This window comes from Enterobacter sp. 4974935, assembly GCF_058661735.1.
On sequence record NZ_JBZWGT010000003.1, the window covers coordinates 35,229 to 50,907 of the forward strand.

Annotated in this window: 14 protein-coding genes; 7 read left to right on the forward strand and 7 right to left on the reverse strand. The window is 55.5% G+C overall.

Going from position 1 to position 15,679, the window contains the following annotated elements; translation table 11 throughout:
* Window positions 1-108 precede the first annotated feature (108 nt).
* Window positions 109-867, forward strand: a complete 759-nt coding sequence (locus AC4OVS_RS01260; protein WP_023298834.1) for an SDR family NAD(P)-dependent oxidoreductase — start codon at window positions 109-111, stop codon at window positions 865-867.
* A gap of 174 nt (window positions 868-1,041) precedes the next feature.
* A complete protein-coding gene (locus tag AC4OVS_RS01265; protein ID WP_022649715.1) occupies window positions 1,042-1,644 on the forward strand; it encodes a response regulator transcription factor in 603 nt (200 codons plus the stop codon).
* Here AC4OVS_RS01265 and AC4OVS_RS01270 read toward each other — a convergent pair.
* A complete protein-coding gene (locus AC4OVS_RS01270; RefSeq protein ID WP_063148102.1) occupies window positions 1,623-1,961 on the reverse strand; it encodes a lysozyme in 339 nt (112 codons plus the stop codon). The genes AC4OVS_RS01265 and AC4OVS_RS01270 overlap by 22 nt on opposite strands.
* 71 nt (window positions 1,962-2,032) lie before the next feature.
* Entirely contained in the window at window positions 2,033-2,572 is a 540-nt protein-coding gene (locus AC4OVS_RS01275; protein ID WP_063148103.1) for a GNAT family N-acetyltransferase, read from the reverse strand.
* Between the two features lie 146 nt (window positions 2,573-2,718).
* Here AC4OVS_RS01275 and AC4OVS_RS01280 point away from each other — a divergent pair, with 146 nt between their 5' ends.
* Window positions 2,719-4,305 carry an STY4199 family HEPN domain-containing protein gene (locus AC4OVS_RS01280; RefSeq protein ID WP_491922126.1) on the forward strand — a complete coding sequence of 529 codons (1,587 nt, stop codon included), beginning with the start codon at window positions 2,719-2,721 and terminating at the stop codon, window positions 4,303-4,305.
* Window positions 4,306-4,415: 110 nt separating this feature from the next.
* On the opposite strand, the gene AC4OVS_RS01285 is transcribed toward AC4OVS_RS01280, so the two are convergent.
* The 3 genes from AC4OVS_RS01285 to AC4OVS_RS01295 all read right to left on the reverse strand — a co-directional run bounded on the left by AC4OVS_RS01285 (window position 4,416) and on the right by AC4OVS_RS01295 (window position 8,514).
* On the reverse strand, window positions 4,416-6,065 hold the full coding sequence (locus AC4OVS_RS01285) for an alpha,alpha-trehalase (RefSeq protein WP_063152548.1): 1,650 nt from the start codon (window positions 6,063-6,065) through the stop codon (window positions 4,416-4,418).
* Window positions 6,066-6,247: 182 nt separating this feature from the next.
* Window positions 6,248-7,600, reverse strand: a complete 1,353-nt coding sequence (gene gorA / locus AC4OVS_RS01290; RefSeq protein WP_491922127.1) for a glutathione-disulfide reductase — start codon at window positions 7,598-7,600, stop codon at window positions 6,248-6,250.
* Window positions 7,601-7,671: 71 nt separating this feature from the next.
* Entirely contained in the window at window positions 7,672-8,514 is an 843-nt protein-coding gene (locus AC4OVS_RS01295) for a 23S rRNA (adenine(2030)-N(6))-methyltransferase RlmJ (protein ID WP_022649709.1), read from the reverse strand.
* A gap of 208 nt (window positions 8,515-8,722) precedes the next feature.
* Here AC4OVS_RS01295 and prlC point away from each other — a divergent pair, with 208 nt between their 5' ends.
* Together prlC and rsmJ are read left to right on the forward strand one after the other, a co-directional pair.
* Window positions 8,723-10,765, forward strand: coding sequence for an oligopeptidase A (gene prlC / locus AC4OVS_RS01300; RefSeq protein ID WP_038416884.1), 2,043 nt, complete (start codon window positions 8,723-8,725; stop codon window positions 10,763-10,765).
* 7 nt (window positions 10,766-10,772) lie between these two features.
* A complete protein-coding gene (rsmJ, locus tag AC4OVS_RS01305) occupies window positions 10,773-11,525 on the forward strand; it encodes a 16S rRNA (guanine(1516)-N(2))-methyltransferase RsmJ (RefSeq protein ID WP_491922128.1) in 753 nt (250 codons plus the stop codon).
* A gap of 92 nt (window positions 11,526-11,617) precedes the next feature.
* On the opposite strand, the gene uspA is transcribed toward rsmJ, so the two are convergent.
* On the reverse strand, window positions 11,618-12,055 hold the full coding sequence (uspA, locus tag AC4OVS_RS01310; RefSeq protein ID WP_003861223.1) for a universal stress protein UspA: 438 nt from the start codon (window positions 12,053-12,055) through the stop codon (window positions 11,618-11,620).
* 283 nt (window positions 12,056-12,338) lie between these two features.
* Here uspA and uspB point away from each other — a divergent pair, with 283 nt between their 5' ends.
* On the forward strand, window positions 12,339-12,674 hold the full coding sequence (gene uspB, locus AC4OVS_RS01315) for a universal stress protein UspB (protein WP_003861224.1): 336 nt from the start codon (window positions 12,339-12,341) through the stop codon (window positions 12,672-12,674).
* A 54-nt stretch (window positions 12,675-12,728) separates the two neighbouring features.
* On the opposite strand, the gene pitA is transcribed toward uspB, so the two are convergent.
* Window positions 12,729-14,228, reverse strand: coding sequence for an inorganic phosphate transporter PitA (gene pitA / locus AC4OVS_RS01320; protein ID WP_022649706.1), 1,500 nt, complete (start codon window positions 14,226-14,228; stop codon window positions 12,729-12,731).
* 228 nt (window positions 14,229-14,456) lie between these two features.
* Here pitA and AC4OVS_RS01325 point away from each other — a divergent pair, with 228 nt between their 5' ends.
* On the forward strand, window positions 14,457-15,653 hold the full coding sequence (locus AC4OVS_RS01325) for a BaiN/RdsA family NAD(P)/FAD-dependent oxidoreductase (protein ID WP_491922129.1): 1,197 nt from the start codon (window positions 14,457-14,459) through the stop codon (window positions 15,651-15,653).
* The last annotated feature ends 26 nt before the right edge of the window (window positions 15,654-15,679 follow it).

A 15,679-nucleotide genomic window follows, 5' to 3' on the forward strand; every position in this document is an offset into this window, starting at 1 on the left:
ATTGTTATTTGAAATGAAACAGTGAAGCGTTGGCGGCACTATTTATTGATTTTTTACCATCTAATAAGCTCATTCTCAATCTTCATCGCAGTCGAAACGAGGTGAATTATGCGTGAACGTATTGCATTAGTGACGGGCGGTAGCCGCGGCCTGGGTAAAAATGCGGTTTTGAAGCTTGCTGCGGAAGGGACAGATATCATCCTGACCTGGAACAGCAGTCAGCAGGAGGCGCAGGAAGTTGTACGCGAAATTGAGGGAAAAGGTAGAAAAGCGGCAGCATTGCAGCTTAACGTCGGCGATACGGCAAGTTTTGCGCGCTTCGCTCAACAGGTGAAGGAAACCCTTACACACGTCTGGCAACGTGACACCTTTGACTATTTAGTGAACAACGCAGGTACAGGGTTATACGCACCCTATACCGAGACGACAGAAGCGCAGTTTGATGATGCGGTGAATATTCACTTCAAAGGTCCGTTTTTCCTCACACAACAGCTGCTGCCGCTCATAAAAGACGGAGGACGGATCCTGAACGTCTCAAGCGGACTGGCCCGTTTTACTCAGCCAGGTTCAGGGACTTACGCGGCAATGAAAGGGGCGATGGAAGTGCTGACCCGCTATCAGGCAAAAGAGCTTGGCGTGCGCGGAATTTCCGTCAATATCATCGCGCCTGGCGCGATTGAAACCGACTTTGGAGGCGGACGCGTAAGGGATAATGCGGAGCTTAACCAGCTGCTGGCCTCGCAGACGGCGCTGGGACGGGTGGGCCTGCCCGATGATATCGGTGACGCCATTGCGGCGTTGCTCAGTGACAAACTGGGCTGGATGAATGCGCAACGTATTGAAGTTTCAGGCGGTATGTTCCTGTAATGTTCAGACTTAAGGGGGAAGGAACCCTCTTAAGGAAATCCTTAAAGCAGGTGTGTCTAAATGATGAAAGATATAAAGAGAGCTGGGTGAATTGTAACCTCTCCATTCATTGAGTTTTTTCTTAAAAAATGCCTCTGTAGAATCCCCCTTCGCTATTCTCAGAGGAGTAATACGATGCGAGTAATCATGTTTGACAGGCAGTCATTATTTATTCATGGAGCGAAGTGCAGTTTGCAGAAATTAATTCCGGAAATAGATTTGACAGGAACTCGTCAGACTGATGAATTATGGGCACACTTATCCGCGTCACCTTCCGCTATCGTCATGATAGATGGGTATTTAATTCATGATAACGGTGTGGCTTTACCGGAAGAGATTATGAATCGTTTTCCAACAGCGCGCGTGGTGCTGGTGTTAACGAAAAAAGAGCCTCGCTGGGTTGAGCAAATGCTACAGCGCAACGTGGTGGCAATAATCCCTCGTAATGCGAATCCCGAACGCTTTTCCGCCGTGCTGGATTCTGTATCGCGAGGGATGGTCTGTTTTCCCGGCGAGTGGATGAACCAGCACTCCTCTCATGATGAGCTGTCATTGTTAAGTGAGCGCCAGCGTGAGGTATTGAAATTACTGGCGGCCGGAGAGTCAAATAAAGAGATAGGTCGTAATCTCAATATCAGTGCGGCAACGGTAAAAGCCCATCTTGAGACGCTTTTCCGTCGTCTTGATGTCAAAAACCGGACGCAGGCCGCGATGTACTATACCCGGGCGACGGCCTGAAGGATCTTCTCTGGCAGAGGGGGATCTTCCCCAAAACTGAAGAGCGTTAATACCAGTGCATCATGCTGCTGTTGGGTTAATGGGCGTTTGTTCATTTCCCGCAGCAGCGACTCACATAAATGAATATCATTGAAAAGCAAATTCTCCGCCTCAGTCGGCGTGATGAGGCCGTTAAATTTTTCCCACTGGCGAATCACGTGACCGTAACCTATAACCCATATTCCCTTTTCGTCACGGTATTTCTCCAGGGAAAGACCCTGCTGTTTTTTAATTAATGCGATTGCAGCAGAAGATATCTGCATTGCATAACCCGTCATAAGCGTTTCCTCTTTATGGCGGAACTATAAAGGGAAAACAGCCCGGGGAATATCCGCCAAATGGCCGTTGATCAGGTTTTACTGAACGGATATTCCTTTTTCAGTAAACCGAATAGCCAGTCGTTATGCCATTGCCCTGAAAGGAAATAACTCTCGCGCAACTCACCTTCCAGCTGAAAACCTGTTTTTTCCAGCAGTCGCCTTGAGGCGATATTTCCCGCCGTCACGGTCGCGGTGAGCCGACGGATATTGCCCTGGGTCAGCGCGAAATCACACACCGCCCGCAGAGATTCAAAGCCGTAACCTTTCCCCTGCGCAGAGGGCGCAAAGAGAAAACCGACTTCGGCACAATCTGCTTCCCGGTGCACATAGCCGGTTACGCCCAGCGGCGTCTGGCTGGCCGTCTCACGCACCATAAGGCAGAGCCAGTGCGAGCTGCCCGGTGCCCACGGCAACAGACGAGACTCAAAGGCCTCCCGAATGTCAGCCTCGCTACGCTCATGGGCGACAAAACGCATCACGTCAGGATTTTGCTGTAGCGACAGAAAAAAGGGCCAGTCTTGCTCTTGCAGCGGCAAGCAGGTGAGACGCGCGGTGGTTAAGGCGGGCATGACGATCCTCCGGAGACATTGCAAATGATTATAGGGTTGTCACTTTATTTCAACAGAAAGTCAGGTATGTTTAACCTCCTATAAATAAAAAGAAAAACGACTTTTAATGCCGCTTTGGCGGTACTCATTGTCTCTCAAGGAAAACAATGATGATTAGCTCATCGCATCATACCCGCGAACAGTTTGAACACTGTCTGGCGGCGATCCGCCAGGCGTCTGTTGAAATCTTACTTCTGTTGAATGTACATGTTTCTGAAGGAAAAGATCCACGCTGGTTTCTGGAACAACTGGATAGCGCCCGCCTGGGGCTGGGCGGGTGGGGTGCCGTAGCCAGAAAGCTGAACCTGAATGATGCGGAAATGACGGCCATTACGCTGCAATTACGCTTGCTTCAGCAGCGCGTTCCCCAGTATGAAAGCGGGCAGGATGTCAGCGAAAACCAGCTGATTGCGGCGATGCGCTTCGTCACATCCCTTGAATATCTGCGTCTGCAACAGCCCCTTCTGACCTACGATACCGGGAGGGTGCCAGACAAGGCGAGCCAGCTCCAGGCGCAGAAACAGGTGCGTGCCATTGAGCTGATGATAAAAGGATTGATACAGCAGGCATGGCCCGATCCGGTGCGGCTGAATAATCATCTTAAGACCTTGTTTAATGCTGAACGTGTGCGTCGCTGGCTGAAAAACGGTGAAATTAATGATGTTCTGAGCGGCATGTTATTTAGTGAGCTGGCCCAGCTGCTGGTGGATAAGAAAGAATTTAGCCGCTACTACGCGTCGCTGTTTAACGCCCCGGACATGCTGACGCTGCTGGTAGAACCCCGCAAATCCCTGCAAACCTTCCTCGAAGATATCCGTCAAATCCGCAACAGCATCACCGTGCAGCAGCCGTTGAGCGGGGCGCAAATCCAGCTGCTCGACAGCTATTACACGCAGATCACCCGCTCCGTTCAGCGCGCGTTTGAGGAAGGGCGGACACGCGTTAACCCGGCGGCGCTGATGGCGGTGGATGAAAGCGAGCTGCATGCATTCTGGGAAAAGGCGCAAAAAATAGACCGCACCACAGGCGGCGATCTGTTTGAAGTGCGTGACAGCATAGAGAAACCGACTCAGCGCGCCGCGCGTACGCCAGAGCAGCGCGAACAGCTGATTTCCGGCGTGCTGTGGGGAGCGGTTGGCGTGATGGTTATCGCGATTGTCGTGGGAGGAGCCTGGCTGGTAACCAGCAGTAAACCGCAGCCGACTGTGGCCAGCACGGCATCTCCCGCGCCGGTGCAGGAGATGCGCGAAACGCCTTCCTCGCGAGAAACGCTGACGCGCATGGGTGTCACCTGGGATGAAAACAACTTCCGTTCAGCGATTAGCCGCAATGATACCCGCGTGGCGCTCCTGTTCTTGCAGGGCGGCATGGACTGGAAAATGTCATGGACGGAGGAGGCGTTGTCGGCAGGCTACGATGACGTGCTGGAAGTGATGTTGCGCTACCGCCTGCAAATGACAGAGCAAAAGCCCTGCCGACGCTTTATTAATACGCTTAGCCATGCGATGGCGAACGGCGAATCGCTGACGTCTATGCGTAAGCAGTACCTGAAAGCATTCTGTACCGTCCCGGCGGTAGTGAAACGTCAGCAGCACGAGGCCGATATGGCAACGCGCCGCGCGAAGACGCAGCCCGATGCCAGTACAAAAAAATGGCAGTCCATCCAGACTGCCATTTATGAAGTGATCCGCTGATTATTTTTCCCCCTCACCCCGGCCCTCTCCCCAAAGGGGCGAGGGAGAAAAGGCCGCACCGTTAAGTCCCCTCTCCCCTCAGGGGAGAGGGTCAGGGTGAGGGGTGAGACTCAGGGCTCCCCATATAACCCAATCAACCGCCGCACCACCCCATTCGTCCAGCCGAAGCCATCCTGCAACGGATACTCACCCCCGCCACCTTCGCGTGGCGTGCTGCTGGCGATGTGGTACTTCTCAATCAGCTTATGATGGGTTTTGTAGTAATGGTTTACCGTGTGCAGCCAGCTCCAGGCGATCTCATCCCCCAGCGAGTCGTTGCCGTACTGCTTGAACCCCTGGATCGCCATCCATTGTAGCGGTGCCCAGCCGTTCGGCTTATCCCACTGCTCACCTGTTTCATATTCGGTGGCGAGAATACCGCCCGGCGTGAGCAGACGGGCTTTAACGGCATCGGACAGCCGTTCAGCCTGCTCATGGGTCGCCATGCCCACATACAACGGCACAATGCTGGCCGCAGAGAACAGCGCCAGGGCTTCACGGCGCCAGTCGTAATCACGATAACAGCCGTTCTCTTCGTCCCACAGATAGCGGTTCACCGCCGCGCGCCGGTCGCTGGCTTTCTGGCGAAATAGTTCAGCCGTCTCTTTATCCCCTTTCGACGCTGAGATATTGGCGATAGCGCTCTCCAGTTTGAACAGGAATGCGTTCAAATCGATGGGGATAAATTGCGTCGTGCGGATGCTGGCCAGCCGCGCAGGATCGCGCAGCCAGCGGGACGAGTAATCCCATCCTGAGGCTGCCCCGGCGCGCAGGTCGCGATACACCTCGTTCGGCGGGCGACCGGAATGACGGGCGGTTTCAACGTCCTCAATCCAGGATTCATCCCGTGGCGTATCACGATCGTCCCAGTAGCGGTTGAGCAATGAGCCATCCGGCATGCGCACCGCACTGCGATAGGCCTGGTTGAGCAGCAGCGAGTCCGCCCCGTCCATCCAGAAGGCGTACTCCATCTTGAGATGCTCAAGATAGCGCTTCGCCCCGCGCACGCCGTCCTCTTCAAACAGCTCCACCATCAGGGCAAAAACCGGCGGCTGGGAGCGGCTGAGGTAGTAGGTGCGGTTGCCGTTCGGGATATGTCCGTAGCGCTCAATCAGCCAGGCGAAGTTATCGGCCATGCATTTCAGCAGATCGTTACGACCGCTTTCTGCCAGCCCCAGCATGGAGAAATAAGAATCCCAGTAGTAGGTCTCGCTGAATCGCCCGCCGGGCACAATATAGGCCTGCGGCAGCGCCAGCAGCGACGACCACGGGATGTGATCCTGCGGCTCGCGCGTCAGCACCGGCCACAGGTTATCAATGTGTTCTTTCAGGGAGAAGCCGGGATCAGAGACATACTCTTTACTGTAGTCCTCCGGCAGCCAGAAGTGATTCTCCACAAAGCGCGCCAGGTCAAAATCCCGATGACGACGCACTTTACGGTAGCGGATCAGGATATCCAGCGGGTCCATTTTCGGCGCGCAGTCTGGGAAAGTTTTGCTGTCCGCAAACAGCCGTGTCGACTGCACATGTTCGAACAGTTCAAGATAACGATCGGCAGGCGTCAGGGCATCGGAGGCAGGTAGCCCCTCGATCATTTCGGGTTCCGGCTCCGCCTCAATCATTTCATCCAGTTTCAACTCGCAGGGATCGGTCTCGTAGCGCAGCTCTTCTGCAATCTCGAACTCGATGTTCTCGGTAGCCTGTAGTTTCTGGTTGAACATGGTGATAAGGACCTCCGGTTGTGTGTTCTAAAAGACAGGTTTTTCCGGGCGTCTTATAAGCGTAGACATTCGCTTCGGTGGATGTGGAGGGATATGTGCGTTAGATCACGATTTTCGGAGCATTCGTTTTGCAACGATTTATGAATGTTAAAAAAATGCCCCTTTGAAGAGGGGCATCAATATCAACGCATTGTTACAAACTCTTCTGCCGCAGTGGGGTGGATCGCCACGGTGTTATCGAAGTCTTTTTTCGTTGCGCCCATCTTCAGCGCCACTGCGAAGCCCTGCAGGATCTCGTCCATGCCAAAGCCTATGCCGTGGATGCCGACGATTTTCTCGTCCGGGCCCACACAGACCAGCTTCATGCGGCACGGCTGACGGTGCGAGGTGACCGCGGTATACATCGCGGTAAACGCCGATTTATACACTTTCACCTGATTGTCGCCGTACTGCTCGCGCGCCTGCGGCTCGGTTAAGCCGACGGTGCCGATTGGCGGGTGGCTGAAGACCACGGTCGGGATGTTGCTGTAATCCAGATGTTCGTCCGGCTTGTTGTTAAACAGACGCTCGGAAAGACGACGCCCCGCGGCCACGGCAACCGGCGTCAGTTCTACGGCACCTGTGTTATCACCAACGGCATAAATGCCCGGTACACTGGTATTCTGGAACTTATCAACGACGATGTAGCCTTTTTCATTGGTTTTCGCCCCGGTTGCGGCCAGGTTGAAGTTGTCGGTGGCCGGTTCACGACCAATCGCCCAGATCAGGCAATCAACGGTCTGGCTGCGGCCATCTTCCAGCTCCAGAGTCAAGCTACCGTCCGCATTTTTAACCACCGCTTTTGGCACGGCGTTGGTGTGCAGGGTTGGGCCTTCGGCGTTCATCACCTCGACCAGCGTGTCGACGATTAGCGGATCAAAGCTACGCAGCGGCGCGTGTTTACGCACAAACAGGTGCGCTTCCGCCCCAAGGCCGTTAATCACGCCGGCCAGCTCAACCGCGATGTAACCCGCGCCTACAATAGCAACGCGCTCTGGCAGAGCAGGCAGCTCGAAGAACCCGTCGGAGTCGATACCGTATTCCGCGCCCGGAATGTTCGGATGGCTCGGACGGCCACCGGTGGCGATCAGGATGTGATCGGCAGTGATCGTCTCGCCGTTCACTTCGATCGTCTTCGCATCCACGAAACGGGCGAAGCCGCGGATCACGTCGACGTTATTCTTGCCCAGCACGTTATCGTACGAGGTGTGAATACGGTCGATATAGGCGGTACGGCTGGCGATCAGCTTATCCCAGTCGAAGTGGTTGATGGTGGTGTCAAAGCCGTAGTCCGGGCCATACATATGGATAGCTTCACGGATTTGCGCGGCATGCCACATCACTTTCTTCGGTACACAACCCACGTTTACGCAGGTGCCGCCGAGTTCTTTGGCTTCAATCAGCGCACACTTCTGGCCGTACATGGCCGCACGGTTGATGGAGGCGATGCCGCCGCTGCCGCCGCCGATTGCGATGTAGTCATAATGCTTAGTCATAGCTTTTGTCCTTAATCGTGAATTGCCGCGATTGTATACCTGAAATCAATAGGTTCCACCGATGGCTGCGATTACTCCGGCACGATCCAGCTTACGGTGGCGTGGCCCGTACCGGCTGGCACCAGCGTTTTGTGCAGCCACGGCAGCACGTTGTTCATCTGCGCTTCGAGCTTCCACGGCGGGTTAATCACAATCATGCCGGACGCGGTCATGCCGCGCTGGTCGCTGTCGGGACGCACCGCCAGCTCAATCTGCAGGATTTTGCGGATGCCGGTCGCCTCCAGATCCTTGATCATGCGCTTAATTTGCGCGCGTAGCACTACCGGATACCACAAGGCATAGGTTCCGGTCGCAAAGCGTTTGTAACCTTCGTTGATACCGGCTACCACCGCCTGATAGTCGGTTTTGATTTCGTACGGCGGGTCGATCAGCACCAGGCCGCGACGCGAAACCGGCGGTAGTTTGGCTTTTAGCTGCTGGTAGCCATCGGCTTTGTCCACGCGGGCGCGGTTATCTTTCTGAAACTCAGCGCGCAGCAGCGGGAAGTCGCTTGGGTGCAGCTCGGTCAACTGGAGGCTGTCCTGCTCGCGCAGCAGCTGGCGGGCAATCAGCGGAGAGCCAGGGTAATAGCGCAGCTGGCCGTTGCGGTTGAAATGATTCACCACGCCGATGTACGGCTCCAGTTCGGCAGGCAGATCGTCCTGCTGCCAGATACGGGCGATGCCTTCCAGATATTCACCGGTACGCTCGGCATGTTCGCCGCTCAGCTGATAACGGCCCGCCCCCGCGTGGGTGTCCAGGTAGAGAAACGGCTTGTCTTTCTCTTTAAGCGCTTCAATGATCAGGCTCTGAACGGTGTGTTTAAGGACGTCGGCGTGGTTGCCAGCGTGGAAGCTGTGGCGATAACTGAGCATGGGTAATGATTTTCCGCTGAATTGACGATTTTCCACAGTTTACAGCAGAACGGCACAGATTACCCGTAGGCCCGGTAAGCGCAGCGCCACAGGGCGTTTTTCGACAACCTCCGGCATTGAAATCCTCTACACTTAACCCCATTACAGAAAACAATATGCACAGCGCCGGATGCGCGCTTCATTCATCTATTTCAACAGGACAGCGTTTATGACCAATCCATTACTGACGCCTTTTTCGTTGCCACCGTTTTCTAAAATCCTCCCTGAGCATGTGGTTCCAGCCGTTACCCAGTCGCTGGAAAACTGCCGCGCGGCGGTAGAGAACGTGGTCGCGCAGGGCGCGCCGTACACCTGGGAAAATCTGTGTCAGCCGCTGGCCGAAGTGGACGACGTGCTGGGGCGCATTTTCTCCCCGGTGAGCCACCTGAACTCGGTGAAAAACAGCCCGGAGCTGCGTGAAGCCTACGAACAGACCCTGCCGCTGCTCTCCGAGTACAGCACCTGGGTCGGCCAGCACGAGGGGCTCTACAAAGCCTACCGCGACCTGCGCGACGGCGACCATTATGCCGAACTGAACACGGCGCAGAAAAAATCGGTTGATAACGCGCTGCGTGATTTCGAACTGTCCGGGATTGGCCTGCCAAAAGAAAAACAGGTTCGCTACGGCGAAATCGCCGCGCGCCTGTCCGAGCTGGGCAACCAGTACAGCAACAACGTCCTCGACGCCACCATGGGCTGGACGAAGCTGATTACCGATGAATCCGAACTGGCCGGTATGCCGGAAAGTGCGCTGGCGGCGGCAAAAGCCCAGGCCGAAGCGAAAGAGCAGGAAGGCTTCCTGTTAACGCTGGATATCCCAAGCTATCTGCCGGTGATGACCTACTGCGACAACCAGGCCCTGCGCGAAGAGATGTACCGCGCCTACAGCACCCGCGCCTCCGATCAGGGACCGAATGCCGGTAAGTGGGACAACAGCCCGGTGATGGCGGAGATCCTCGCCCTGCGCCACGAGCTGGCACAGCTGCTGGGCTTCGACAGCTACGCGGATAAATCCCTCGCCACCAAAATGGCCGAGAACCCACAGCAGGTGCTCGACTTCCTGACCGATCTGGCGAAACGCGCCCGTCCTCAGGGTGAAAAAGAGTTAGCCCAACTGCGCGCCTTTGCAAAAGCGGAGTTCGGCGTGGACGAGCTTCAGCCGTGGGATATCGCATACTACAGCGAAAAACAGAAACAGCACCTCTACAGCATCAGCGACGAACAACTGCGTCCGTACTTCCCGGAAAACAAAGCCGTCAACGGTCTGTTCGAGGTAGTAAAGCGCATCTACGGCATTACCGCGAAAGAGCGTACCGATATCGACGTCTGGCATCCGGACGTGCGCTTCTTCGAGCTGTATGACGAGAACAACGAGCTGCGCGGCAGCTTCTATCTCGATCTCTACGCGCGTGAGAACAAGCGCGGTGGGGCGTGGATGGACGACTGCGTGGGCCAGATGCGTAAAGCGGATGGTTCCCTGCAAAAACCTGTTGCCTACCTGACCTGTAACTTCAACCGTCCGGTGAGCGGCAAACCTGCGCTGTTTACCCACGATGAAGTGATCACCCTGTTCCACGAGTTCGGTCACGGCCTGCACCACATGCTGACCCGCATCGAAACCGCTGGTGTCGCTGGTATCAGCGGTGTGCCATGGGATGCGGTCGAGCTGCCAAGCCAGTTTATGGAGAACTGGTGTTGGGAGCCGGACGCGCTGGCGTTTATCTCCGGTCATTACGAAACGGGCGAACCGCTGCCGAAAGAACTGCTGGATAAAATGCTGGCGGCGAAAAACTACCAGGCGGCGATGTTTATCCTGCGTCAGCTGGAGTTCGGCCTGTTCGACTTCCGCCTGCACGCCGAGTTCAGCCCGGAGCAGGGGGCGAAAATCCTCGAAACCCTGGCTGAGATTAAAAAGCAGGTTGCCGTCATTCCAGGCCCGACCTGGGGACGCTTCCCGCACGCGTTCAGCCATATCTTCGCAGGCGGGTACGCCGCAGGCTACTACAGCTACCTGTGGGCCGACGTGCTGGCGGCGGATGCCTTCTCGCGCTTCGAAGAAGAGGGGATTTTCAACCGCGAAACAGGTCAGTCGTTCCTCGACAACATCCTGACCCGCGGCGGTTCAGAAGAGCCTATGGAGCTGTTCAAACGCTTCCGTGGCCGCGAGCCGCAGCTGGATGCGATGCTGGAGCATTACGGAATCAAAGGCTGATTGCTACGTGAAGATCTGCTTAGTAGATGAAACAGGCGCCGGTGACGGCGCCTTATCTGTTCTGGCGGCCCGCTGGGAGCTGGAACATGATGAAGAGAACCTGATGGCGCTGGTGATGACGCCGGAACATCTGGAGCTGCGCAAGCGCGATGAGCCAAAGCTTGGCGGGATTTTTGTCGATTTTGTCGGCGGCGCGATGGCGCACCGGCGTAAGTTCGGCGGCGGTCGCGGCGAAGCGGTGGCCAAGGCGGTTGGCATTAAAGGGAGCTATCTTCCGGACGTGGTGGACGCCACGGCGGGGCTGGGGCGCGATGCGTTTGTGCTGGCCTCGGTGGGCTGCCGTGTGCGGATGCTGGAGCGTAATCCGGTTGTCGCCGCGCTGCTCGACGACGGGCTGACGCGAGGCTATGCGGACCCGGAAATCGGCTCGTGGTTACAGCAACGTTTGCAACTTATTCATGCCTCCAGCCTGACGGCGCTGACCGATATCACCCCGCGCCCGCAGGTGGTCTATCTCGACCCCATGTTCCCGCATAAGCAGAAAAGCGCGCTGGTGAAGAAAGAGATGCGGGTGTTTCAGTCGCTGGTGGGGCCAGATTTAGATGCCGATGGCCTGCTGGAGCCGGCTCGTCAACTGGCGACGAAGCGGGTGGTGGTGAAACGTCCTGACTATGCGCCGCCGCTGGCGGACGTTGCGACCACTAACGCGGTGACCACCAAAGGGCATCGCTTTGATATCTACTCAGGTACGCCGGAATAAAAAAAGCCGGGTGGCGGCTTCGCCTTGCCCGGCCTACATTCAGTGCCGCTTGTAGGCCCGGTATGCGTTAGCGCCACCGGGCTTTTTTGCACTTACTCGTCTTCTTCGTCACGCAGTGGAACAATCAGCATATCCACGTGTACGGTGTTAATCAGCTGACGTGCGGAAGACATCAGTTTGCTCCAGAAGTCCTGATGGTGACCGCATACCACCAGGTCCATATCGTATTTCTTAATCGCATCAACCAGCACCTGGCCCAGATCGCCGCTACCGCTTAAGGTTTCAGTGATTGGATAGCCCGCGTTGGTAGAAAGCTCGCTCAGCGCGTGGTGAGTCTCTTCGGAGATGCGTTTCTGCATATCGCCGAGATTCACGTCGATCAGACCGGTGTAGAGGTCGGAGTAATTCACATCAACATGAATCAGCGAAACTTTCGCGTTGTAGGGACGTGCCATGGATACTGCTTTATCAACCAGCACTTTACTCTCCGGGGAGAGGTCTACCGCGATAAGAATGTGTTTGTAAGCCATAGTGTTACTCCTTCCTTAAGTTATCGATGACTAAATGGGAAAGCCGTCGTCTGATGCTTTCATTACGGCCCAGTTAAACATATTTTTCAAGCTTTGGTGTTGATAACGATTAACCTTGTGGCAAAAAAATTAACGGATCTCCTACACTATTTAATGAGCCGTTCGGATATTAAAACGCGAACCGGATCGACTTTTAGTCATTCTTTCACTGAACTGTCTGTCAGGGCATTGGGGTGCGGTAGCTCAGGAGCCTTGCTTCGTGGGTGGACGCCGGGGAGGATGTATGATTAGCACCGTCGCATTGTTTTGGGCGTTATGCGTGGTTTGCATAGTGAATATGGCGCGCTACTTCTCATCGTTACGTGCGCTGTTAGTGGTACTTCGTGGTTGCGATCCGTTGCTTTATCAATATGTGGACGGTGGAGGGTTCTTCACCTCGCACGGACAGCCCAGCAAGCAGATGCGTCTGGTGGGGTATATCTACTACCAGCGCTACCGCGATCACCACGATGAAGAGTTTATCCGTCGCTGCGAGCGCCTGCGTCGTCAGTTCATTTTGACCAGCGCCCTGTGTGGTCTGGTTGTGGTGAGTATGATTGCGCTGATGATATGGCACTGAGCATAAAAAAAGCGGGCCAGTTTCCTGACCCGCTTTTTTGTCGCCTTCAGCCGATTAAATTAGCTTCAGCGAAATCCAGTACAGACCGCCAGACAGCAGGATGGACGCCGGGAGGGTGAACACCCAGGCCATCAGAATGTTGGTCACGGTTTTACGCTGCAAACCGCCGCCGTCAACAATCATGGTACCTGCCACGGACGAAGAGAGTACGTGGGTGGTGGAGACTGGCATACCGGTGTAGCTCGCCAGACCGATAGACACTGCCGCCGTCATCTGCGCGGACATGCCCTGAGCATAGGTCATGCCTTTCTTACCGATCTTCTCACCGATGGTGGTCGCCACACGACGCCAGCCAATCATCGTACCGATACCCAGTGCCAACGCGACCGCCATGATGATCCAGATTGGCGCGTACTCAATGGTGTTGAGCATATCGCCTTTCAGTTTCTTCAGCAGACGCTTATCGTCAGCATTGACCTCTGGCAGCTTCGCGACTTTATCGGTCACGTCGGAGATGCAGAGCATGATACGACGCAGCTGACCACGCTGTTCTACAGCCAGTTTGTCGTAGCTTTCGATATCGGCCAGCATGCCTTTCGCACGTTCCAGCGCGTTAATCGCGTTTGCCGGGTGGCAATGGAACTCGCCCGGTGCAGTCAGTGCGCCAGAGTCAGGAGAAGGGATCAACTGGTCTACGCCGGTCGCTTTCTTCAGCAAATCAGGATGCTGCTGGAAGTAAGTCTCAACGTTGTTTACCGCATCACGGGTACGGGTGATCTCATAGCCAGAGGCGTTCATGTTAACCACGAAGCCTGCCGGTGCGACGCCAATCAGAACCAGCATCACCAGACCGATACCTTTCTGACCATCGTTCGCGCCATGAGAGAAGGCGACGCCGATAGCGGAAATGATCAGCGCGATACGCGTCCAGAACGGCGGCTTTTTCTTGCCGTCTTTCTTCTCACGCTCTGCTGGCGTCAGGTGGATACGTGCACGTTTCTTCGTGTTGCTCCAGTAGCGACGCAGGATGAAAATCAATCCACCTGCTACCACCAGACCGACGATAGGGGAGATGATCAGAGAGCCGAAAATACCCAGTACTTTAGGAAGGTTCAGCGCATCAACAACCGATGTACCGGTCATCAGGGCGTTAGTTAAACCGATACCGATAATCGCGCCGATAAGGGTGTGAGAGCTGGATGCCGGCAGGCCGAAATACCAGGTACCGAGGTTCCAGATAATCGCAGCAAGCAGCATTGAGAACACCATGGCCAGGCCATGACCGGAACTCACGTTAAGCAGCAGATCCGTTGGCAGCATATGCACAATGGCATAGGCAACGCTCAGTCCGCCCAGGAGGACACCAAAAAAGTTAAATACCGCCGCCATAACGACCGCAAGCTGCGATCGCATTGCGCGAGTGTAGATAACCGTTGCAACTGCGTTTGCAGTGTCGTGGAAGCCATTGATCGCTTCGTAAAACAGCACAAAAACCAGAGCAAGCAATAATAAAAGCCCGGTATGTAAATCCAGGCCGGCAAACAAATGTAGCATAGGACGTTACGCCATTTTGAGGACATGAACGCGGCGCATTATCCAGGACAAATGCGCAACGGGCAAAGTGAAATATAGACTTTTTTTGACATACCACCTGATTTGAGAAATGTGCCTGAATAGATAATCTTTAAATATCAATGAAATGGCTTTGTAATATCTTTTTACGCTGGTGCGACCACTGAGGAAACTTTACAATCCGCGGCAGTTAACGAAGAGGATTTTGACGTGGAAAGGTTTGATGCCGTAGTAATTGGCGCCGGTGCGGCGGGTATGTTTTGTGCGGCAATGGCCGGACAAGCGGGTCGTCGTGTGCTGCTGCTGGATAACGGAAAAAAGCCTGGCCGCAAGATCCTGATGTCCGGTGGCGGGCGCTGCAATTTCACTAATCTTTATGTCGAGCCTGCGGCCTATTTGAGCCAGAACCGTCATTTTTGTAAATCTGCGCTGGCGCGCTACACGCAGTGGGATTTCATCGAACTGGTGGGTAAACACGGTATCGCGTGGCATGAGAAGACGCTGGGACAGCTGTTCTGCGACGACTCCGCCCAGCAAATCGTGGATATGCTGGTGGCCGAGTGCGAGAAAGGCGGCGTAGTCATGCGCCTGCGCACCGAAGTGCTGGACGTCGCCCGTAACGAGCAAGGGTACATGCTGCAACTCAACGGCGAAACCGTCAGCGCCGATAACCTGGTGATCGCCAGCGGCGGCCTCTCGATGCCGGGGCTGGGTGCCTCACCGTTCGGCTACAAAATCGCCGAGCAGTTTGGCCTGAAAGTATTACCCACGCGCGCCGGGCTGGTGCCGTTCACGCTGCATAAGCCGCTGCTGGAACAGCTTCAGACGCTCTCCGGCGTGTCTGTGCCGTCGGTCATTACGGCCGAAGACGGCACGGTGTTCCGCGAAAACCTGCTCTTTACCCATCGCGGTCTCTCGGGGCCAGCGGTATTGCAGATCTCCAGCTACTGGCAGCCGGGGGAGTTTGTCTCCGTAAACCTGGTGCCGGACTGCGATCTGGACGCCTTCCTCAATGAGCAACGCGCCGCGCACCCGAATCAAAGCCTGAAAAATACCCTGGCGATGCAGCTGCCGAAGCGTCTCGTGGAGTGCTTGCAGGTGTTAGGGCAAATTCCGGATGTTGCGCTTAAGCAGCTCAACAGCCGCGAGCAGGACACGCTGGTGGAGACGCTGACGAACTGGCGCGTGCAGCCAAACGGCACCGAAGGCTACCGCACGGCGGAAGTGACGCTGGGCGGCGTGGATACAAACGAACTCTCATCCCGCACGATGGAAGCCCGCAACGTGCCGGGTCTTTATTTCATTGGTGAAGTGATGGACGTGACCGGCTGGCTCGGCGGGTATAACTTCCAGTGGGCGTGGGCCAGTGCCTGGGCATGCGCGCAGGCGCTGGCTGAGGGTAAATGACAAGCGGGCGCGGTCATTCATCATTG